Annotated in this window: 21 protein-coding genes; 6 read left to right on the top strand and 15 right to left on the bottom strand. The window is 65.9% G+C overall.

Going from position 1 to position 19,560, the window contains the following annotated elements:
• The first annotated feature begins 37 nt into the window (after positions 1-37).
• Both A3736_RS13465 and A3736_RS13460 read left to right on the top strand, forming a co-directional pair.
• Complete coding sequence (locus tag A3736_RS13465; protein WP_197465608.1) at positions 38-799, top strand: crotonase/enoyl-CoA hydratase family protein; 762 nt, start codon at positions 38-40, stop codon at positions 797-799.
• A gap of 2 nt (positions 800-801) precedes the next feature.
• Entirely contained in the window at positions 802-1,965 is a 1,164-nt protein-coding gene (locus tag A3736_RS13460; protein WP_067683933.1) for an acyl-CoA dehydrogenase family protein, read from the top strand.
• 67 nt (positions 1,966-2,032) lie between these two features.
• On the opposite strand, the gene A3736_RS13455 is transcribed toward A3736_RS13460, so the two are convergent.
• The 10 genes from A3736_RS13455 to tsaD all read right to left on the bottom strand — a co-directional run bounded on the left by A3736_RS13455 (position 2,033) and on the right by tsaD (position 10,716).
• Positions 2,033-3,043 (bottom strand): fumarylacetoacetate hydrolase family protein, encoded by a 1,011-nt coding sequence (locus A3736_RS13455; RefSeq protein ID WP_067683930.1) that lies wholly within the window; start codon positions 3,041-3,043, stop codon positions 2,033-2,035.
• 10 nt (positions 3,044-3,053) lie between these two features.
• Entirely contained in the window at positions 3,054-3,698 is a 645-nt protein-coding gene (gene maiA / locus A3736_RS13450; protein WP_067683972.1) for a maleylacetoacetate isomerase, read from the bottom strand.
• A 67-nt stretch (positions 3,699-3,765) separates the two neighbouring features.
• Complete coding sequence (locus A3736_RS13445) at positions 3,766-4,941, bottom strand: acyl-CoA dehydrogenase (RefSeq protein ID WP_067683927.1); 1,176 nt, start codon at positions 4,939-4,941, stop codon at positions 3,766-3,768.
• A 107-nt stretch (positions 4,942-5,048) separates the two neighbouring features.
• Entirely contained in the window at positions 5,049-5,402 is a 354-nt protein-coding gene (locus A3736_RS13440; RefSeq protein ID WP_067683924.1) for a response regulator, read from the bottom strand.
• Positions 5,403-5,497: 95 nt separating this feature from the next.
• Complete coding sequence (locus A3736_RS13435) at positions 5,498-6,178, bottom strand: hypothetical protein (RefSeq protein WP_067683969.1); 681 nt, start codon at positions 6,176-6,178, stop codon at positions 5,498-5,500.
• Positions 6,178-6,315: a hypothetical protein gene (locus tag A3736_RS17710; protein ID WP_197465607.1), complete on the bottom strand. Its 138-nt coding sequence runs from the start codon at positions 6,313-6,315 to the stop codon at positions 6,178-6,180. The genes A3736_RS13435 and A3736_RS17710 overlap by 1 nt, the downstream gene beginning before the upstream one ends.
• Complete coding sequence (locus A3736_RS13430; protein ID WP_067683922.1) at positions 6,315-7,055, bottom strand: OmpA family protein; 741 nt, start codon at positions 7,053-7,055, stop codon at positions 6,315-6,317. The genes A3736_RS17710 and A3736_RS13430 overlap by 1 nt, the downstream gene beginning before the upstream one ends.
• A 63-nt stretch (positions 7,056-7,118) precedes the next feature.
• The gene (locus tag A3736_RS13425; protein ID WP_156502128.1) at positions 7,119-8,672 is read right to left on the bottom strand and encodes a lipopolysaccharide biosynthesis protein; all 1,554 of its coding nucleotides are present in this window, start codon (positions 8,670-8,672) and stop codon (positions 7,119-7,121) included.
• Positions 8,673-8,674: 2 nt separating this feature from the next.
• Entirely contained in the window at positions 8,675-9,679 is a 1,005-nt protein-coding gene (locus A3736_RS13420) for an NAD(P)H-dependent glycerol-3-phosphate dehydrogenase (RefSeq protein WP_067683920.1), read from the bottom strand.
• Positions 9,676-10,716: a tRNA (adenosine(37)-N6)-threonylcarbamoyltransferase complex transferase subunit TsaD gene (gene tsaD / locus A3736_RS13415; protein WP_067683917.1), complete on the bottom strand. Its 1,041-nt coding sequence runs from the start codon at positions 10,714-10,716 to the stop codon at positions 9,676-9,678. Before tsaD ends, A3736_RS13420 begins: the two co-directional genes overlap by 4 nt.
• A gap of 45 nt (positions 10,717-10,761) precedes the next feature.
• Here tsaD and hemC point away from each other — a divergent pair, with 45 nt between their 5' ends.
• The 3 genes from hemC (at position 10,762) to A3736_RS13400 (ending at position 13,416) form a co-directional block, all read left to right on the top strand.
• Positions 10,762-11,715, top strand: a complete 954-nt coding sequence (hemC, locus tag A3736_RS13410; RefSeq protein WP_082851496.1) for a hydroxymethylbilane synthase — start codon at positions 10,762-10,764, stop codon at positions 11,713-11,715.
• Entirely contained in the window at positions 11,712-12,398 is a 687-nt protein-coding gene (locus A3736_RS13405; protein WP_067683914.1) for a uroporphyrinogen-III synthase, read from the top strand. The genes hemC and A3736_RS13405 overlap by 4 nt, the downstream gene beginning before the upstream one ends.
• A 67-nt stretch (positions 12,399-12,465) precedes the next feature.
• A complete protein-coding gene (locus tag A3736_RS13400) occupies positions 12,466-13,416 on the top strand; it encodes a hypothetical protein (protein WP_067683911.1) in 951 nt (316 codons plus the stop codon).
• A 4-nt stretch (positions 13,417-13,420) separates the two neighbouring features.
• Here A3736_RS13400 and A3736_RS13395 read toward each other — a convergent pair whose 3' ends face one another.
• Positions 13,421-14,641, bottom strand: coding sequence for a UbiH/UbiF/VisC/COQ6 family ubiquinone biosynthesis hydroxylase (locus A3736_RS13395; RefSeq protein ID WP_067683908.1), 1,221 nt, complete (start codon positions 14,639-14,641; stop codon positions 13,421-13,423).
• 73 nt (positions 14,642-14,714) lie between these two features.
• Here A3736_RS13395 and A3736_RS13390 point away from each other — a divergent pair, with 73 nt between their 5' ends.
• Positions 14,715-16,787, top strand: coding sequence for a protein-disulfide reductase DsbD (locus A3736_RS13390; RefSeq protein ID WP_067683903.1), 2,073 nt, complete (start codon positions 14,715-14,717; stop codon positions 16,785-16,787).
• Here A3736_RS13390 and A3736_RS13385 read toward each other — a convergent pair.
• Genes A3736_RS13385 through A3736_RS16755 form a run of 4 tightly spaced genes read right to left on the bottom strand, consistent with a single transcriptional unit; the run spans position 16,717 to position 19,472 of the window.
• Positions 16,717-17,289: a hypothetical protein gene (locus tag A3736_RS13385; protein WP_156502127.1), complete on the bottom strand. Its 573-nt coding sequence runs from the start codon at positions 17,287-17,289 to the stop codon at positions 16,717-16,719. The two genes, A3736_RS13390 and A3736_RS13385, sit on opposite strands and share 71 nt — an antisense overlap.
• A gap of 53 nt (positions 17,290-17,342) precedes the next feature.
• Positions 17,343-18,836 (bottom strand): S10 family peptidase, encoded by a 1,494-nt coding sequence (locus A3736_RS13380; protein ID WP_067683897.1) that lies wholly within the window; start codon positions 18,834-18,836, stop codon positions 17,343-17,345.
• Positions 18,837-18,895: 59 nt separating this feature from the next.
• Positions 18,896-19,216: a HigA family addiction module antitoxin gene (locus A3736_RS13375; protein ID WP_067683957.1), complete on the bottom strand. Its 321-nt coding sequence runs from the start codon at positions 19,214-19,216 to the stop codon at positions 18,896-18,898.
• On the bottom strand, positions 19,191-19,472 hold the full coding sequence (locus A3736_RS16755) for a type II toxin-antitoxin system RelE/ParE family toxin (protein WP_082851493.1): 282 nt from the start codon (positions 19,470-19,472) through the stop codon (positions 19,191-19,193). Before A3736_RS16755 ends, A3736_RS13375 begins: the two co-directional genes overlap by 26 nt.
• Positions 19,473-19,560: the final 88 nt, after the last annotated feature.

The raw sequence follows: 19,560 nt of genomic DNA, 5'->3' as shown, positions 1-19,560 counted from the left end.
GCGGCAAGACCAGTTTCGAAATGCAATGGAGAGAGGCATGAGCGAAGAGGTACAGACCGAGGTCGAGGACGGCGTTCTGATCGTCACGATCAACCGCCCCGAAGCCAAGAACGCCATGAACAAAGCGGCGGCAGAAGGGATCGCCGCAGCGATGGACCGGCTGGACGCGGAAGACGATCTGCGCGTCGCCATCCTGACCGGGGCAGGGGGCACGTTCTGTTCGGGTATGGATCTGAAGGGATTCCTGCGCGGAGAAAGCCCCAGCATCGAAGGGCGCGGCTTCGGCGGGGTGGTCCAGGCGCCGCCATCCAAACCGCTGATCGCGGCCGTCGAAGGCTATGCGCTGGCCGGTGGGCTCGAATTGATGATCGCCTGTGATCTCGTGGTGGCGAACGAAGGTGCCAAGTTCGGCATCCCCGAAGCCAAGCGCGGCCTCGTCGCGGCGGCAGGCGGCGTGATGATGCTGCCCGATCAGATCCCCGAACGGATCGCGATGGAGCTGGCGTTGACAGGCGATTTCATCGACGCCGCGCGCGCTTACGAGCTTGGCCTGATCAACCGCGTGGTTTCCGGCTCCGCCCTTGAAGGCGCGAAGGAACTGGCGCGCAAGATCGCCGAAAACGGCCCGCTGGCAGTGCGCGTGTCAAAACAGATCCTCAAGGAATCGCGCGGCTGGTCGATGGACGAACGCTACGACAAGCAGGCGCAGCTGATCGGCCCGGTCTTCGTCAGCGAGGACGCCCGCGAAGGTGCAGCCGCCTTTGCCGAGAAGCGCAAGCCGAACTGGAAGGGGAAATAAGCATGGCCGTCATCGACGTACCCGAGCCCGAATATATGCAGGACGAGGAGATCGCGATCTTCTCGGATGCGGTCGGCAAGTTCTATGAAAAGCACGCACCCGAAAAGCGCGTGTTGAAATGGCGCGAGGACGGCCAGGTCGAACGCGAATTTTGGAACGAGGCGGGCGCAGCGGGCTTGCTCGGCGCGTCCGTGCCTGAGGAATATGGCGGCCATGGCGGCGATTTCCGCCACGAAATGGTGGTGATCGACCAGCAGGGCAAACACGGCGTCGAAGGCTTTTCCGCCAGCCTGCACAACACCGTGATCCTGCCCTATCTGGTCCGCCACGGGACCGAGGAGCAGAAGAAGAAATATCTGCCAAAGCTGGTTTCGGGCGAGCTTGTCAGCGCCATCGCCATGACGGAACCGGGCGTCGGTTCCGACCTCCAGAGCATTACCACGACCGCGCTGAAGGACGGGAACGGTTACCGCATCAACGGGGCGAAGACCTATATCTCGAACGGCCAGATCGCCGATTTCGTGATCGTCGTCGCCAAGACCGATCCGAAGGAGCGGGCCAAGGGCATCTCGCTGATGCTGCTGGAGACCGAGGGCGCCGAAGGGTTCCAGCGCGGCAAGAAGCTCGACAAGGTCGGATTGGATGCGCAGGACACCAGCGAATTGTTCTTCGACGACGTGTTCGTCCCGGCGGAAAACGTGCTCGGCGGGGAAGAGGGCAAGGGCTTCTACCAGCTGATGGGCGAATTGCCGCAGGAACGCCTCATCATCGCCATGGGCGGGATGACCACGATCGAACGCGCGCTGGAAGAAACGGTGAAGTTCACGAAAGAACGCAAGGCGTTCGGGCAGACGATCTGGGATTTCCAGAACACCCAGTTCGTACTCGCGGATCTCAAAGCGAAGGGCACGGCGGCGAAAATCTTCGTCAACGATTGCATTGCCAAGCACCTGAAGGGCGAGCTGGACGTGCCGACCGCCTGCATGGCCAAATACTGGGTCACCGAATTGCAGGGCGAGGTGGTCGACAAGTGCCTGCAGCTGCATGGCGGGGCGGGCTATATCAACGATTACCCGATCGCGCGCATGTTCCGCGACAGCCGCATCACGCGCATCTTCGGCGGATCGAACGAGATCATGAAAATGGTGATCGCGCGTTCGATGTGATCCTTACGCGTAACGGGAAGGGGGACCATGCTTTGCGAGCGGTCCCCCTCTCCGATATTCGGAGGCCTCAGACCTCCACCACCTTCTGTTCGATCGCGCCGAAGATCGAGTGGCCCTCGCGGTCTTTCATCTCGACGCGGACGGTGTCGCCTGCGCGCATGAAGCGGGTCTTGGCCTCGCCGTCATAGATCGTTTCGATCATGCGGATTTCGGCGATGCAGCTATAGCCGCGCCCGCCTTCGCTGACCGGCTTGCCCGGACCGCCATCTTCGCCCTTGTTCGAGACCGTGCCCGATCCGATGATCGCGCCCGCGCCCAGATCGCGCGTCTTGGCGGCGTGGGCGACCAGCTCGGCGAGGCTGAAAGTCGCATCCTCGCCCGCTTCGGCGCGTCCGAAGGGTTCGCCGTTATAGTCCACCATCAAGGGCAGATGGATCACGCTGTCCTTCCACGCATCGCCCAGTTCGTCCGGCGTCACCGCGACGGGCGAGAACGCGCTGGAGGGCTTGGACTGGAAGAAGCCGAACCCCTTGCCAAGTTCCGCCGGGATCAGGCCGCGCAAGGACACATCGTTGACGAGCATCAGCAGCTTGATGTGATCCTCCGCCTGTTCCTTCGATACGCCCATCGGCACATCGTCGGTGATGACGGCGATCTCGCCTTCCATATCGCAGCCCCAGGCGGGATCGCCCAAGGGGATGTCGGCGCGCGGCGGCAGGAATTTGTCCGAACCGCCCTGGTACATAAGCGGGTCGTGATAGAAGCTTTCCGGTACTTCCGCATCACGCGCTTTGCGCACCAGTTCGACGTGATTGATATAGGCCGAACCGTCCGCCCACTGATAGGCGCGCGGCAGCGGCGAATGCGCCTCGCGCTCGTGGAAGCGTTCGCAAGGCACGGCTTCGTGTTCGACATCGGTGTAGAGCGCTTGCAGCTTGGGTGCGATGGCTTCCCAATCGTCCAGCGCAGCCTGCAATGTCGGCGCGATGTTGTCGGCGGCGCAATAGCGGGTCAGGTCCTTGGACACGACCACCAGCTTCCCGTCGCGGGTTCCATCGTTGAGCGTGGCGAGTTTCATGTATGTCCTCTCAGGTGTTTTCGGGATTGTCGGGCTGCGCGCCGGGATGGGCGCGCTGAAATTCGGTCATGGCGAGGCAGGATCGCTCGATCCGCGCGATATGCGGCTTGTCGGCAAAGCCGAAATCGAAGCGCCGTGCATTGTAGATCTGCGGCAACAGAACGACTTCGAACAGGCCGGGGCGGTCGAACAGGAAGTCCTTCGTGTCGAGCTGGGCCAATCGCTCTTCCAGCGGATCGAGCGTGCGGGCCAGGAAATGGCGGTAGAAGGTGTCGACCTCGTCCTGCGAATGGCCGAGCGGGTCTTTCAAATATTTCAGCACCGGAAGATTCAGCGGCGCGTGGAGTTCGGTGGCGATCGCATAGGCCAGCTCGCGCGCGGTGAAGCGATCCTCGATATCGGACGGCAGCAGGCGCGGCGTATCGGGATAGGCTTCGTCCAGCCATTCGAGCTGCGCCATCGATTGCGCCCGGTCGCGCCCCTTCGCTTCCAGCATCGGCACCGATCCGAACGGGTTGCGCGCCCGGTAGGCCTCGTCCTTCTGTTCGCTCTTGAGCAGATTGACGGGCACGTATTCATGGGCGAGCCCCTTCAATTCCAGCGCGATGCGCAGGCGATAGGAGGTGGAACTGCGGTAATAGCCGTGCAGGCGAATGTCTTGGGTCATCACCTCTCCCAATGCATGGCGCGCGCCGTAGGTCCGGCGCGCGCGGAATTGGAAGTCAGAACGCCGGAATGCCCGTGATCGCCCGGCCCAGGATCAGGGCGTGGACATCGTGCGTGCCTTCGTAGGTGTTGACCGTTTCCAGGTTCACCATGTGACGGATCACCTGATATTCCTCGGAAATCCCGTTGCCGCCATGCATGTCGCGGGCCTTGCGCGCGATGTCCAGCGCCTTGCCGACATTGTTGCGCTTGACGATCGAGATCATCTCGGGCGCGAATTTGCCCTCGTCCATCAGACGCCCGACGCGCAGGCTCGCCTGCAGGCCAAGGCCGATGTCCGTCAGCATGTCGGCCAGCTTCAGCTGGTAGAGCTGTTTGGACGCCAGCGGCACGTCGAATTGGTGCCGGTCGAGCCCATATTGCCGCGCGGCGTGCATGCAGAATTCCGCCGCACCCATCGCACCCCAGCTGATGCCGTAGCGTGCGCGGTTGAGACAGCCGAACGGCCCCTTCAATCCTTCCACATTGGGAAGCAGCGCATCGGCGCCCACGCGCACCTCGTCCATCACGATCATTCCGGTGGTGCTGGCGCGCAGGCTCATCTTGCCTTCGATCTTGGGTGCGGAGAGCCCTTCCATCCCCTTCTCCAGAACGAAGCCGCGGATCTTGCCGCCATGCGCCTCGCTCTTGGCCCAAACCACGAAGACGTCGGCGAAGGGGGAGTTGGAGATCCAGGTCTTGGACCCCGAAATGACGTATCCGTCGCCATCCTGCTTCGCGACCGTCTTCATCGAGCCGGGATCGCTGCCCGCATCGGGTTCTGTCAGGCCGAAGCAGCCGATCAGTTCGCCGCTGGCAAGGCCGGGCAGGTATTTGCGGTGTTGCTCGTCCGATCCGTAGGCGTGGATCGGATACATCACGAGGCTCGACTGGACGCTCGCCATCGAGCGATAGCCGCTATCGACCCGCTCGATCTCGCGCGCGATCAACCCGTAGGCGACATAGCCCGCGCCCGCGCCGCCGAATTCCTCGGGGATGGTCGCGCCCAGGAGGCCGGCCTGACCCATCAGGGGGAACAGTTCGGGCGCGTCCTTTTCCGAGCTGAAGGCTTCGCGAACGCGCGGCTGCAATTCGCCTTGCGCGAAGGCATGCGCCGCGTCGCGGATCATGCGTTCGTCTTCGCTCAACTGGTCGTCCAGGGCGAAGGGATCGTCCCATGCGAAGGGCACCATGCCAGCCATATTATCTCCTCATCTCGTTGGCTAAGAGATGGCAGGCTTGGAGGGGTGCTTCAAGGGGACGCGAGCGACGGCGGTCGCGCTGCGCTCGAAATTTTTGCTCAGCGCAGGGCGTTCTGGACGGAATCGATGATGGCGGCGGGCGGGCAGGGCTTGGCCAGGGCATGCGATTGCGGGAAGCGTTCGGACACCTCGCCCGGCGTGTAGTTGCCCGAATGGAAGATCACCGGAATATCTTCGGCCATCATCTGTTCGGCCAGCGGGAAGACGTTGCCGTCTCCCAATTGCACATCGAGGATAGCGAGGTCGGGCTTCTGCTTCTGATAGGCGAGCATGGCGGAGGAGATATCGGTATAGGGCCCTTCGACCGTATAGCCCGCTTCTTCTACCGTGGCACACAGATCCCAGGCGACGATCGTTTCATCTTCCGCAACGAGAATGACTGGCTGGCCCATAGTTCCGTTCTCCTCTCATCCCCCATCGCTCGCGAAGTTTCGCGCCGAGTCGCAAGGCTAGGGGTCTAGGAGAGGACGTCAAGCTGTAACATAAATCAATCGAGCCGTCCGAACTTGGCTTCGTAGGCGGCTTTGTCTCCGCCGGTAAGCAGGCGGGCCTGCGTGACCCAGTCGTCGCGCCTGATGCGGCCCTGGAAGCGGCCAAGCTTGGAATCCACGCGATCGATCTCGGCATCGTCCCAGTTCGCGATCGTTTCCAGCGAGGTGATGCCGAGCCCTTCCAGCGTGGCGGCAAGTTTGGGGCCGACGCCCTTGAGACGCGTCAGATCGTCTTTCCCATCCGCATTCAGCGACGCGGTGGCAGGAGCCGGTACCGGAGCTTGGGGCTGTGCGGGCGCAGGCGTCTCTGTTGAAGAAGGCGTATCCACGACCTCTTCCGCACGGGTTTCCTGCGCGTCTTCTACGCTGGCGGAAACCGCCGCGCCCGTTCCCGCCAGCCCCATGGGCGTCGCGGGCGGCACAGTCGAGGGCGCTTCCTTCCGTGTGGCGGAGGCAGTCGGAGCCGGAGAGGGGGATGGCGCAGCGCCCGCGGCGGGAGCGGAATCGATCAACGCCTGATTGCGCGCAGCGGGCGCGGCGCCTTCGTCGAGCACGTCCTGCCGTTCGCCCGTCACCTTGGTCCGGCGGCTCGCATTGAAAAGGAACCACGCGATCGCGAGGCCGATCAGGAAGGCGACCAGCAGCAGCGGCCAGTTCGCTTCAATCATCTCCATCATCATGCGTCTCCGTCAGTATCGTCATTGTCGAATTCGGGCCTGTCGGGGGCAGGGCGGTTCCACAGCGCCCATCCCGCCGCCACGCCCAGCCCATAGGCGCTCAGCATAATCACGGTAATTTCGAACCAGATCGGCATCAGCGGGCTCCCGGCGTATCGACGGGCGTGGGGACGAGCGGTTCGGTGGCGATGACCGAGAATTCGATGCGCCGGTTGGCCGGATCGCCGGGCGCCAGTCCCTCGACCGGCTCCTGCGATCCGATCCCGCGTGCGCGCAGCCCGTCTCGCGGAATGCCGCGAACGACCAAGCCTTCGCGCACGGTGCGCGCCCGTTCCTGGCTCAAGGCGAGATTGCCGGGCTCGGGCCCGGTATTGTCGGTGTGCCCGGTAATCGCGATGATCGATCCGAGACAGGGGCGCAGCGCATCGGCGACCTCGTCGAGGAGAACGCGGCTCGCCGGATCGAGCGCGGCGGAGCCTTCCTCGAACCGGATCGAGCGTGAGCGCAAAAGCCCTTCGACATCCTCCTGACAGTGGAGCGGCGTGTATTGCAGCGTACCGGCCTGCGCAGTGGCCGATCCGTCCGCCCAGGAAACGCCGCCGATACCCGGTACGGCGGCGACAGCTTCGGCCACGCGCGCGCGCTTGGCTTCCGGCAGCGATCCGGCATTTTCGAGGACGGGATGGCGCGTGGGCGATCCCAGCGGGTTGATCAGCCGGGCCGTCACCGTCCCGCCATCGGCGGAAGCGATAGCAGCTTCGACTTCGGAGGATTTGGACGCGAGAAAACCGGCGCCATAGCTTTGGCCCGCGACATAGCCGATTCCCGCGACGAGCGCGGCACCGGCGACAAGAAAAAGTGTTGGGCGAAGGGACATGTCCCGCGCCTTAGCGAGCGTGGGCGCGGAGCAAAAGGGGGCTTTGCCCGCCTGGCCTGTGTCTCAATCGGTGTCGGGGGCCACGTTGCGGCGGAAGAGGACGCGGTCCTCAGGCCCGAAGCCCTTGCGCCAGATCACCCAGCCATAGGTCAGCAGGATCGCCGGGATGCCGAAGACCAGCTCCGCCCATTCGGGAAGGCGAGTCACCCCGTAGCCCACCACCACGGCGGGCGCTGCCGCCCACACCACCGCCCAGCGCCAATTGTTGACCGGATGGCCCAGAATCCGCCCGAGCAGGATCGCCTTGACGAGACTTGCGAGGCCGAGCGCGATCATCAGCGCGATCGCGGCGGCGGCGGCTTTGAACGGTTCGGGATATTGCAGTTCGTCGACCAGCAGGATCAGTCCCACAGTCAGCACCGCCTGGAAGGCGATGGTGGCGATGGAGATCCAAAGATTGCGGACCCGCGCGACATAGATCAGCGCGGCTTCCGACACGACCGCCGTCGCCGCGACGACCTCGGCGGCGAGGAGGAAAGCGAGCGCGCCGGTGCCGCCGACAAAATTCGGGCCGACCAAGCCCATCACCGCCTCGCCCGGCACGCCTAGCGCCAGTGCGATCCCCGCCTGCATCGCCGTGATCCAGAATCCGACCTGACAGACCTGCTGCGCGATCTTGACGTAATTCTTCGTTTTCAGATTTTTGGTGATGACCGGGCCGAGGATCGGCTCGAAGCTCGTCTTCAGCTTCTGCGGCAGGCTCGCGACCTGCTGCGCCACATAATAGACCCCCACGGCGGCGGGCGCGGCGAACAGGCCGAGGAGGAAGATGTCGATACGCCGCGTGCCCCATTCGATCGCGTCCGCAGTCGCCAGCGGCAGGGCGCGCACCGTCATTTTGCTCATGGCGTGCGGGCGCGGGCGCCAGCCTTTGGGGAGGCCATAGCTCTTGAGGAACGACCACAGACCTACCGCCAGACCGGCGTAGATCGATATCAGATAGGCCAGATTGAGGCCGGAAGACTGAAGGGCGGGGATGAAATAGAACACCCCCGCCATAATCGAGATCGTCCACGGCTCTACCACGGCTCGCGCCCTCACGGTGGTGGCGATGTCGTATTTATAGGCCTGGGCGGCAAGGACGATCTCGGTCAGCGCGTAGCCGGGAATGGCGAGCACGATCAGCAGGTCGAGCCAGTTGTACTCGCCCGACGGGAAGAGCGGCGCGGGCACCAGCCAGAAGAACAGGGCGGCGAGTGAGGAGAACAGCGTCGCCAGCAGAATGCCGTCGAAGACGACATTGGTGGGATGCGTCTTGCCCTCGCCTTCGGCCAGGCGCTGCGCAAGCCCGCGCTTTTCGCCGAGCGAGCACAGGAGCGCGACGAGTTCGACCACAACGAGGGCCGAGGCGAACCGGCCGAGTTCCGCCGCGCCGTAGAGCCGTCCGGCGATGAAGAGGAAGGGCAGGCGCGCGGCAAGGCGCAGGAGGAAGCCGAAGAAATTGGTGCGACCACCTTTGGCCAGCGCAGCGATATCGCCGTCCGGCTCTTCCGGCGGCGTACCGGTCGGGGTGCCGGGGACAGGCCCGACATTGGGGGTTGTCGGTGGCAGGCCCATGCTCAGGCGCTGCGTTCCGCGCGCAACGGTCTTGCAAGCAGGTCGGACACCACACCGCGCGCTTCCGCGCCGTCCAGCAGGCGTTCGACGGCGGCGACGATCGGCATGGCGATATCCATGTTGCGCGCCATGCGCGCGAGGACCGGCGCGGTGTGTGCGCCTTCCGCCACTGTGCGGCGATCCGCCATCAGATCGGCGGCGCTGCGCCCTGCGCCAAGCGCCTTGCCGAGCGAGAAATTGCGGCTGGAGGTGGACGAGCAGGTAAGCACCAGATCGCCCAGTCCGCACAGACCCGCCAGCGTCTCCGCCCGCGCGCCCAGCGCCTCGCCAAAGCGCAGCATTTCGGCATAGCCGCGTGCGATCAGGGCGGCGCGGGCGTTCTGGCCGAGGTCGAGCCCGTCCACCACGCCGCAGGCGATGGCGAGCACGTTCTTGACCGCACCGCCGATTTCCGCGCCCGCGACATCGTTCGAGAAATAGGGGCGAAAGGCTGGCCGGGCGATCAGGGATGCGAGCCGGTCCCACTGATCCTCGCCCCCGCCGCACGCCAGGGTGACGGCGGTGGGAAGACCTTCGGCGACTTCGTGCGCGAAAGTGGGCCCGGACAGCACGGCGATGGCCGAACCGGGCGCGGCATCGCGCGCGACGTGGTTCATCAGCCGCCCGGTACTCGCCTCGATCCCCTTCGAACACAGCACCAGATCGTTCGGATGGCTGGGCATCGCTTCCAGAACGCTGCCCATATGCTGCGCCGGCGTGACGACCAGAGCGACGTCGAGATAGGCCATCTCGGCCAGATCGCTGGTAGCGCGGATGGTCGGCGCGAACTGCGCGGAGGGGAGATAGACCGAATTGGTGCGCGCGGAATTGATTTCCTCGACCAGAGCCTCTTCGCGCGCCCACAGCAGCACGTCGCGCCCGTCGCTCGCCAGCATCTGGGCGAGCGCCGTGCCCCAGGCGCCTGCGCCGATGACGCCGACCGAGGGAGAGGAACCGGTCGCGCTCATGCCTTCACGCCCGCGCCGCGCGCCGGTTCGGCATCCGGGTCCAGCGGCCAGCGCGGCTTTGCGGCGATGTCCAGCGGATCGGGCCGGAACCCGTCCAGCGCCAGTCGCTCGCATCCCGCCCAGGCGATCATGGCCGCATTGTCGGTGCAGAGGCTGGGCGGCGGAGCGACGAAACGCATCCCGCGCGTCTGTGCGAATTCCTCCAGACCCGCGCGGATCGCGGCATTGGCCGCCACGCCCCCGGCAACGACGAGGGCGGGCACAGGATCGATCCGATCCGCGCTGAATGCCAGCCGATCGAGCACGCAATCGAGCGCGGCCTGCTGGAAGCTCGCCGCGATATCGGCATTGGAATGGATGCCCGCATCCTTCGCCCGCAGCACCGCGCTTTTCAGCCCCGCGAAGGAGAAATGCGGTTCCTTCGAACCGAGCAGGGGGCGAGGCAGAGGCACATTCGCCGCATCTCCCTCTTTCGCCAGCCGCTCCACCGCCGGGCCGCCGGGATAGCCGAGCCCCAGCACCTTGGCGCTCTTGTCGAAGGCTTCGCCCAGCGCATCGTCGATCGTCGTCGCGAGGCGGCGATAGTTGCCCACGCCTTCGACCAGCAGGATCTGGCAATGTCCGCCCGACACCAGCAGCAGCAGATAGGGAAAGCCGAGATCGGGATCGCTGAGGCGCGGGGAAAGAGCGTGGCCTTCCAGATGATTGACTGCGATCAGCGGCGTCTCGCTCGCCATCGCCAGCGCCTTGGCGCTCACCAGGCCGACCATCACGCCGCCGATCAGGCCCGGCCCGGCCGTGGCGGCGATGGCGTCGCAATCGGCAAGCGTCTTGCCCGCATCCTTCAGCACCGCATCGATCATCGGGGCCAGTCGCTCGGCATGGGCGCGCGCCGCGATTTCGGGGACGACGCCGCCATAGGGTGCATGTTCCGCGTCCTGCGAGGCGATGCGCTGCGCCAGAATCGTGCGGTCGCTCGTGACGAGCGCCGCCGCGGTTTCGTCGCAGCTCGATTCTATTCCCAGTACCAGGCCCATCGCACTTTCCCTTAGCGACCCACACCGCTAGGGCAAGGCGACGCGATGCCAGCCTCCAATTCCCAAACCCCTCGTCTCGATCGCCCCATCCGCCTCGGCACGCGCCGTTCGCCTCTGGCGATGGCGCAGGCGAGCGAAGCCAGAGCGCGCCTGTGCGCGGCGCATGGCTGGGACGAAAGCGCAGTCGACCTGATGCCGGTGATCGCCAGCGGCGACAGGATACAGGACCGCCCGCTGGCGGAAATCGGCGGCAAGGCGCTTTGGACGCGCGAGCTCGACATCTGGCTGGAAGAGGGCTGGATCGACGGTGCAGTGCATTCGATGAAGGATGTGGAGACGATCCGGCCGGAGGGGTTCTCGATCATCGCCATTCTGGAACGCGAGGACCGGGCGGACCGATTGCTCGGCGCCGAAACGGTCGTGGCTCTGCCCCAAGGCGCCACTATCGGGACCAGCGCACCGCGCCGCGCCGCCCAATTGCTGCACCGGCGGCCCGATTGCCGCGTGGTCACGTTTCGCGGCAATGTCGCGACGCGCATGGCGAAGCTCGCCGCCGGAGAAGTCGATGCGACCTTTCTTGCCGCTGCAGGCCTCAACCGGCTGGGCGAGGATGCGGTCGGTACGCGGCTCGATCCCGAAGACTGGCTGCCCGCGCCCGGCCAGGCCGCGATCGGCATCGAATGCCGCGCCGGGGACGAGACGATGCAAGATATCTTCGCGGCGATCGACCACCGCGCGAGCCATGACGAGGTGATGGCCGAACGCGCGCTGCTCGCCGGACTGGGCGGATCGTGCCACAGCCCGGTTGCCGCGCTCAGCCGGATCGAGGGCGAAGAGCTGGTTTTGCGCGCCGCGATCTACAGTGCGGAAGGCGCGATCCGGATCGAGGACGAAGCGCGCATGGCGCGTGACGATCGCGAAGGCCCGCGCATTTTGGCCGAAACATTGCTGAAGGAAGCGCCCGAACAGGTCCGCGCCCTGTTCGAAGGCGCGGCGTGAGCCGTCCGGCCTTCCTGCTCCGCCCCGAACCGGGCTGGAGCGTGAGCGCCGCGAATGCCCGCGCCATCGGCCTTGGTATCGAAGGCGAGCCGCTCGCCCGCGTGGAACCCGTTTCCTGGGAAGCGCCCGCACGATCTTTCGACGGCCTGCTGATCGGCAGCGCCAACGTGTTTCGCCACGGCGGGCCGGGCCTTGCGGCCTTGCGCGATCGGCCCGTTCATTGTGTCGGCGAGACGACGGCCGAAGCCGCGCGCGCTGCCGGTTTTACCGTCGAAACGGTTGGGCGGGGCGGGCTGGCGCCTGTCGTCGCATCGCTGGCCGGGCGTAATCTCGACCTTATGCGCCTGTGCGGGGAAGCGCGCATCGCGCTCGATGTACCTGCCGGGATCGCGGTGACGGACGTCATCGTCTATCGCGTACGCCATCTGCCGATCGCTCCGGCGCTCGCCGAGCAAATGCGCACGGGCGGCGTGGTGGTGCTGCATTCCGCCGAGCTGGCAGGCCATTTCGCTTCGGAATGCGACCGTCTCGGACTGGATCGGTCCAGCTTCGAACCGGTCCTGATCGGACCGCGCCTGGTGCCTATGATCGGGACCGGCTGGCGCGCCGTCCACATCGCAGAGCGGCCGGAGGACGCGGCTCTGCTGGCCTTGGCCGCGCAAGTGTGTAGTAAGGCAGGGTAAAGGCGCGCCGGTTCATTCCGGTGCGGGGGCAAAAGGTACAACAGCGCGGGATCGCAAGCGGACCTGAATGAACGATACCATTTATACCAATCGCGGTGCCGGATCGGGGCGCAAATCCTTCCGCCCGGTGCTGATCGCGCTCACCGCGTCCTTCCTGCTGGGCGGGGCGGTGATCGGTTACGGAACCTATCGCTATTTCGACGCTCAGGCGGGGGCGCAGGCCGGGACCGAGAGCGATCCGGCACAGGCCGAAGCGGCGATGATGGCTGGCGAGACAGCGCAAGCGGCGCAGGCAACCGCCTCGCCCACGCCGACACCGCGCGCCAGCGCCACCAATGCCGCGCGCCAGGCCGCCGCGGTGGAGCGCGTGGTGGACCAGCAGGGCGGGATCGACCAGCGATTGGCCGCCGCGGAACAGCGTCTGGCCCGGCTCGACCTTCAGGCGCAGGCGACGGCAGGCAACACCGCCCGCGCCGAAGGGTTGCTGATCGCCTTCGCCACGCGCCGCGCCATCGAAAAGGGGGCGGAGCTGGGCTTCCTCGCCGATCAGTTGCGGCTCCGCTTCGGTGACGCGATGCCCAATGCCGTGCGCACCATCATCGACCAGTCGCGCAACCCGATCACGCTCGACATGCTGACGGCCCGGCTCGACGGGCTGGCACCCAGCCTGTCGGAACCCGATCGCCGGTTCAGCTGGGATCTCGTGCGCAGCGAATTGTCGCAGCTCTTCGTCGTTCGCCGCGAAAGCACGCCGTCGCCGCAGCCCGAACGGCGCCTCGACCGGGCGCGCATGTTCCTCGAAAGCGGACGCACCGAAGCGGCCATCGCCGAAGTGCGCAATCTGCCCGGTGCGGACAATGCCGCGCAATGGATCGCGCGCGCCGAACAATATGCGGCCACCCAGCGCGCGCTCGACCTGATCGAGACCGCCGCCGTTCTCGAACCGCGCCGCCTGCGCGACGGGGCGGGCAACCGGATCGAACAGGCAAGCCCGGTTCAGGGCGCGCCCGAACTCTGAAATCTCAGGCGCGCAGCAGCTCCGGCAGGTCGCCGGTGATCCCGCGCGCTTCGTCCATGAACCAGTCCTTCAACGGGCCGATGCGCTGGACGCCGCCCATGCCGAAGCGGCGCACGGCCGATGCGGTCTTGCCGGGCACGCCGAACAGGCGCGTCAGCCCGTCGGTCGCCAGCGCCACCATGAAACTGTCGAGCCCGCGCCAGCGCTCGTACCGCGCCAGCACCTGCGCATCGCCGAGATCTAGGCCGAGCCGCAGTGCCTCTTCGAACACCTCCACCAGCGCGCCGACATCGCGCAGGCCGAGATTGAGGCCCTGGCCCGCGATCGGGTGGATGCCATGCGCGGCATCGCCGACCAGCGCGAGGCGCCGATCGGTAATGGTGGCGGTGTGATGAAAGCCGAGCGGGAAGCTCGATCGCGGGCCGACGTCGGTGATAGCGCCCAGAATGCCGTGCATCCGCTCCTCGACTTCGGCCAGAAAGGCCCGGTCGCCGAGCTTGAGCGTGCCCGCCGCATCCTTTTCATCGACCGTCCAGACCAGCGCGCTATGGTGCGAACCGTCTTCCCCGTCGCGCATCGGCAGAAGCGCGAACGGCCCTGCGGGGTAAAAGATTTCCCACGCCACCCCGTCATGCGGCTTGGCATGCGTGAGCCCGGCGATGATGGCGCGGTGATCGTATTGCCACTGGGCGATCGAGATCCCCGCCTCCTCGCGCGTGGGCGATCCGCGCCCTTCCGCGCCGACCATCACTGCGGCCTTCAGCACGCTGCCGTCCGCGAGAGTGACCGAAACGCCATGCTCGCCGCGCTCTCGCGCCACGATTTCGGCGCGTTCGTGCCATTGGATCGCGGGCTCGGCGCGCGCGGCTTCGAACAGAGCGAGCCGCAGCTGGCGGTTCGGGAACATCCGACCGAGCGAGCCTTCATGCGGTTCGGGCGTGAAGTCGATCCGGCCCGGCTTCATCTGGTCGGTGACGGCGATGGATTCGATCGGACAGGCGAACGGCTCCAGCGCGTCGCCCAGGCCGATATGGCGGAACAGGCGCCAGCTGGCGGTAGAAATGGCGGAAGCGCGCCCGTCGAAACCTTCCGCCGTCAGATCGGCGGGATCGGCGCGGTCGACCACGTGGCTGGTGATCCCTTTGGTCGCCGCAGCCAGCGCCAGCGTCATGCCGACGAGGCCGCCACCGATTATGATCAGATCGCAGGTATCGTTCTCGGCCATGTCGGGGCTCCTTAGCTCGTTGCGCGGCGCACGTCCGGGCAGTAGAGCCTGCCGCGTGAGCGAGGCAAGGATATTGACGGATTTTCGCGCCGCTCTGGCGCTGTGCCTCGTCGTCCTGCTTTCGCTCGTTGCCCAGCCGTTGGGGGCACAGCCGGTCCGCGCGCAGGACGCGCGCTTCGGCGATGCGAACATGGCGGTGGCGCTTTATGCCGATGGCGCGCCGGTGGCGGGCGAGGAGTGGATGCTTGCCTTGCGCTTCCGGCCCAGCGCGCCCGAATGGCACGGCTATTACGCCAATCCGGGCGATGCGGGGCAGGGCATGGACCTGACGCTGGACCTGCCGGACGGCTGGACGATGGGCGAGCCGATCTATCCCGTGCCCGAGCGGCTCGTGATCGCAGGGCTGATGAACCACATCTACGAAGGCGATTACACGGTGCTCGTCCCCGTCCGGGTGGGGTCCGATGCCGCCGCGCTCGACGCGCCGTTGACGGGGTTCGTCGCCTATCTCGCCTGCACCGACCGGATCTGCGTGCCGCAGGATGCGCGCCTGGAAGCGACGCGCGGTGGCGATTTCGACCGCTGGCGAGCCGAGGTCGCGCCCCTGCTGGACCGCGAGGGCGGGTTCGAAATCGTCGGCGAGACGCTGCGCGTCGCGATTCCCCTGCCTGCCGATCTGGCGCTGAGCGATCCGCATATTTTCGTGCGGCAGAGCGATCTGGGGGGCGGCGCGCGTGTGGATTATGCAGCGCCCCAGCGTTTCGTGCGCAAAGGCAACCTGCTGGTTGCGGATATCCCGCTGGCAGGCGCAGCGCCGGAAGGGAGCGGCCTTGCCAGCCTGTCCGGCATTATCGGCTTCGGCGACGGGGAGGGGCTGCGGTTCGATGCCGTCCCGCAGTCGATCTCCATCGATGGCGCGATGCCTCTCGCCTCCGAAGCGGAATTGCCGTCGCTCTGGCTCTTGATCCTCGCTTCTTTCGCAGGCGGATTGCTGCTCAACATCATGCCCTGCGTTTTTCCGATCCTCAGCCTGAAGGCGCTGGCTCTCGCCAAAGCGGGCGGTGACGAGCGGGCGGCGCGGCATGATGCGCTGGCCTATATGGCGGGCGTGGTGCTCGCCTGCGCCGTGCTGGGCGCGCTGGTGATGACCCTGCGAGCGGCGGGCCAGCAGGTCGGCTGGGCGTTTCAATTGCAGGAGTCGGGCGTGGTTCTGGCGCTGTTCGCCCTGACCGCCGCGATCACTGCCAATTTCCTCGGCCTGTTCGAACTGCCCGGCTTCGCCATTTCGGGCCGGGGGCCGAGTACGAGCGGATCCTTCGCCACCGGCCTCCTCGCCGCCTTTGTCGCGACGCCGTGCACCGGGCCGTTCATGGCGCTCGCTCTTGGCGCGGCTCTGGTGCTCGCTCCGCTGGAGGGCATGGCGATCTTCGTGGCGCTGGGCGTCGGGCTGGCGCTGCCCTTCGTCGCAGTCGGTTTCGTGCCCCGGCTTCGACGGCTGCTACCGCGCCCCGGCCCCTGGCTCGCGCGGTTTCGCGCCTGGATGGCCTTGCCCATGGGGCTGACGGTGGTGGCGCTGGGATGGCTGGTCTGGCGGCTCGGCGGGTGGACATTCGTCGGCTTGGCGGCGCTGATTGCGATCCTCGTGGTGGCGGGACTGGTCGTGCTTCTGGCGCGGGGCAACAGGCTCGGCTGGGCCGCGCTCGTGGCTGCGCTTCTCCTCGGATGGTGGAGCGCCAGTCAGCCCCTCGCGCGCGAGGTTTCCGCTGCGGACAGCCTGCTCGATCCCCAACCTTTTTCCGAAAGCGCGCTGGCAGAAGCGCGTGCTTCGGGCCGTCCCGTCTTCGTCTGGTTTACGGCCGATTGGTGCGTCACCTGCAAGGTCAATGAAAGCGTCGCGATCGAGCGCGAGGCGACTCGTGCCGCATTCGAAGAAGCGGGCGTCGTAACCCTGCGCGGCGACTGGACGCGCCGGGACGAGGCGATTGCCAGCTTCCTCGCCGATCAGGGCGCGGCGGGCGTTCCGCTCTATCTCTGGTATCCGCCGGGGAGCGAGGCGCGGCAATTGCCGCAAGTGCTCACGCCGCAGGCTCTGCCCGATCTGGCGCGCGATCCTTCGCCCGCAGCCGCGCCCGGCAGCGATCGATAAGTTCGCCCGGCAGCGGGCTGGCATTCAGGATGACCGAACCCGCGCCCGGCACCGTCGCTTCGACCGAGCGCCCGCCGGTCAGCGCGTCGAGCCCCGGCTCGTCCGCCGGGCTGGCGCCGCGCCAGATCCACGCTTCGCCCATTTTGGTCGAATCCACGAACAGCCGCGTGACGTGCGAATTGCCGATCAGGGCCAGGATCGCCTGCGCGCGCGGATCGGCGCGGACCAGCCGTTCGTAGGCAACGCGCGTGCCATCCTCATCATCGAGGCAGGACAGCGCCATTAAGGGCCGCTCACCGGGCTTTCCGTAGATGATCCGCTCCACCGCGCCCTCGCGCGGCTGGCCTTCCACCCAGGCGGCGTCTTCGGTGTCGGGCGACTGGATCGGATCGGCGGGCGCTTCCCGCTCGTCGATCGGGATGCGCGCGACGTAATCGTCCGATGCGGGCGGCTTGCAGGCGGCAAGGGCCAGAAGCGGCAGGAACGGAAGGAAGCGACGCATCGCGGCCCCGCTAATCCCCATCATGCCCGGCATGCAAGTCCGCTATCCCCAGCCTAGCGCGCACGGATGAAGGCGCGCAGATCGCGCGACAGCTTCGCGCGGTCTTCTTCGCGCACATACATCATGTGGCCCGCGTCGTAATAATGGAACTCCACCCGGTCCTGCGGGATGCCGACGCGGTTCAGCGAATATTCCGCGCCGAAGAACGGCGTGGCGAAATCGTAATAGCCTTGCGCCACGAAGGTGCGCAGCCCGGAATTTTCCCGCATCGCCTTGCCGATATAAGGCGCGACGTTGAGATAGGCACCGCGCCCCTGGCCAAGCGTCCAGTCCCAATTGCGGCCCGGTTCGAACCCGATCGACTGATATTCGCGGCGCGTTTCGAAGCCGAGCGTTTCGCGCAGCCAGCTGTTGATCGCGGCGGTATAGCCTGCATCGATGCCATAGAAGCTCGGATCGTTATCGGGCGTCTCGCCGGCGGAGTCGAAATCGCGGCCCGTATAGCGCGCATCGAGCCGCCCGATCGTGAGGCCGCGATCGCGCAGCAATTCCTTGTAGAACCGCTGGTCCGTCACGCGCAATTCGGCCTGGTCGAGATAGGTTTCGGACAGGCCGGTCAGCCGCGCCATCTCCGCGCGAACCGCGGCGCGCTCGGCAGCGGGCAGGTCCTGCCCCTTGAGCAGCGCGGAAGCATAGGGCCCGATGGCGAAACGGCGCGCTTCCTCCACGATCGCCTCGACCGAAGGCGCCTGCACCTTGCCGTGATAATAGGCGGCGGCGGCCATGTTGGGGAGGGTGACGACATAGGCCAGCTCGTTACCCGGCGTCGGCTCGCGCCCGGCGAAATCGAGAATGGTCGATATCAGGACAAGGCCGTTCAGACCGACATCGTTGAACGTACCCGCCTCCAGCTCGTTGACGACGGCGGCGGTGCGAGTGGTGCCGTAGCTTTCCCCGCCGAGATATTTCGGGCTGTTCCAGCGACCGTTCTCGTTCAGCCACAACCGGATCACGTCCGCCACGGCGCGCGCATCCTGGCTGATGCCGTAATATTTCTTGGGGTCGGTCCCTTCGGTCAGATAGCTGAAGCCGGTGCCCGGCGGATCGATGAAGACGAGGTCCGCGACGTCGAGCAGGCTGTCAGGATTGTCGAGGATGGGGTAGGGCGGCGCGCCATCGTCGCGCGCATCGCCGGGTATCGCGACCCGCTTGGGCCCGAAGGCGCCCATCTGCAACCAGACCGATCCCGAGCCCGGCCCGCCATTGAACAGGAAGAAGACCGGGCGCGAGGTGTCGCGCGGAGTGGCGACATAGCTGGTCGTGACGATCACCGCCTCGGCCTTGGTTTCGTCTTCGGAGAACAAGACGTTCTCCTTGACGGTGGCGGTATAGGACACGCGCTTGCCGCCGAACGTGCCGATCAGATCGCGGCTTTTGACCTGCGGTATGATTTCGCCAACGGTTTCCGCTTTTGGTTGCTCCTGCGCGAAGGAAGCGGACGGGACGGCGGTGAGAGTGAGAGCGGCCAGCGCGACGGGGAACTTCATGGCTCAGGTTATGGCAGGGCCGACGCGCTAGGTAAACGCGCGGATTTGACCCATCAATCTCAGGCGGCCCGCGGTTGAATACGATCGAGTTCGCCATTCAAAGCGCGCTTCGCGATACGCAGCTCGGCGCTGGTCTGGAGACGAAGGAAGTATCCTTCGGACATGCGGAAATAACGGGTAAGGCGAAGATCGAGCTCGCCGTCGACGCGCTCACTACCGTCGATCAGGGCTTGGAGGCGCGCCTGATCGACCTCGATGGATTTCGCCAAAGCAGAGGTATCAAGCTGAAGCGGCTCCATGAATTCGGACACGAGCAATTCGCCCGCATGGGGGATATGCAGCCAATCGGAGCGATCAGTGATAGTCGACGATTTCGACATCGTATGCGTGTCCGCCTTTCCAACGAAAGCATATACGCCATTGCGCATTAATTGAAACCGAATGCTGTCCGACACGGTCGGAAGAGAGTGCGTGCAGCCGGTTGCTGGGCGGCAGCCTGAGGTCGTCGAGCGTTTCGGCAGCGTCAAGAATGGCGAGTTTGGCTAAGGCACGTGGCTGAATGTCAGGCGGCAGCTTCCTGCTGCACTGACCAGACCAGAGCCGTTCTGCTTCCTTGTCGGCGAAAGTTTCGATCATGTCTGCCTCATTCGATGCAGCTTGCTAATGATCAAGAAAGACCGGCGCTCAAAAATTCCAAGCCTGTCGTCTAATTGGCATATTTCAT

Source organism: Erythrobacter sp. HI0063, from assembly GCF_001635685.1.
GTDB lineage: Bacteria > Pseudomonadota > Alphaproteobacteria > Sphingomonadales > Sphingomonadaceae > Qipengyuania.
This window is presented reverse-complemented; position numbering and strand designations above follow the sequence as displayed.

What these genes read in the sequence shown, in the direction of transcription:
- A3736_RS13465 (WP_197465608.1), top strand. Translation starts at nt 38, where the DNA reads ATGAGCGAAGAGGTACAGACCGAGGTCGAGGACGGCGTTCTGATCGTC.
- A3736_RS13460 (WP_067683933.1), top strand. Translation starts at nt 802, where the DNA reads ATGGCCGTCATCGACGTACCCGAGCCCGAATATATGCAGGACGAGGAG.
- A3736_RS13455 (WP_067683930.1), bottom strand. Translation starts at nt 3,043, where the DNA reads ATGAAACTCGCCACGCTCAACGATGGAACCCGCGACGGGAAGCTGGTG.
- A3736_RS13445 (WP_067683927.1), bottom strand. Translation starts at nt 4,941, where the DNA reads ATGGTGCCCTTCGCATGGGACGATCCCTTCGCCCTGGACGACCAGTTG.
- A3736_RS13440 (WP_067683924.1), bottom strand. Translation starts at nt 5,402, where the DNA reads ATGGGCCAGCCAGTCATTCTCGTTGCGGAAGATGAAACGATCGTCGCC.
- A3736_RS13435 (WP_067683969.1), bottom strand. Translation starts at nt 6,178, where the DNA reads ATGATGGAGATGATTGAAGCGAACTGGCCGCTGCTGCTGGTCGCCTTC.
- A3736_RS17710 (WP_197465607.1), bottom strand. Translation starts at nt 6,315, where the DNA reads ATGCCGATCTGGTTCGAAATTACCGTGATTATGCTGAGCGCCTATGGG.
- A3736_RS13430 (WP_067683922.1), bottom strand. Translation starts at nt 7,055, where the DNA reads ATGTCCCTTCGCCCAACACTTTTTCTTGTCGCCGGTGCCGCGCTCGTC.
- A3736_RS13425 (WP_156502128.1), bottom strand. Translation starts at nt 8,672, where the DNA reads ATGGGCCTGCCACCGACAACCCCCAATGTCGGGCCTGTCCCCGGCACC.
- A3736_RS13420 (WP_067683920.1), bottom strand. Translation starts at nt 9,679, where the DNA reads ATGAGCGCGACCGGTTCCTCTCCCTCGGTCGGCGTCATCGGCGCAGGC.
- tsaD (WP_067683917.1), bottom strand. Translation starts at nt 10,716, where the DNA reads ATGGGCCTGGTACTGGGAATAGAATCGAGCTGCGACGAAACCGCGGCG.
- hemC (WP_082851496.1), top strand. Translation starts at nt 10,762, where the DNA reads ATGCCAGCCTCCAATTCCCAAACCCCTCGTCTCGATCGCCCCATCCGC.
- A3736_RS13400 (WP_067683911.1), top strand. Translation starts at nt 12,466, where the DNA reads ATGAACGATACCATTTATACCAATCGCGGTGCCGGATCGGGGCGCAAA.
- A3736_RS13395 (WP_067683908.1), bottom strand. Translation starts at nt 14,641, where the DNA reads ATGGCCGAGAACGATACCTGCGATCTGATCATAATCGGTGGCGGCCTC.
- A3736_RS13385 (WP_156502127.1), bottom strand. Translation starts at nt 17,289, where the DNA reads ATGCGTCGCTTCCTTCCGTTCCTGCCGCTTCTGGCCCTTGCCGCCTGC.
- A3736_RS13380 (WP_067683897.1), bottom strand. Translation starts at nt 18,836, where the DNA reads ATGAAGTTCCCCGTCGCGCTGGCCGCTCTCACTCTCACCGCCGTCCCG.
- A3736_RS13375 (WP_067683957.1), bottom strand. Translation starts at nt 19,216, where the DNA reads ATGTCGAAATCGTCGACTATCACTGATCGCTCCGATTGGCTGCATATC.
- A3736_RS16755 (WP_082851493.1), bottom strand. Translation starts at nt 19,472, where the DNA reads ATGATCGAAACTTTCGCCGACAAGGAAGCAGAACGGCTCTGGTCTGGT.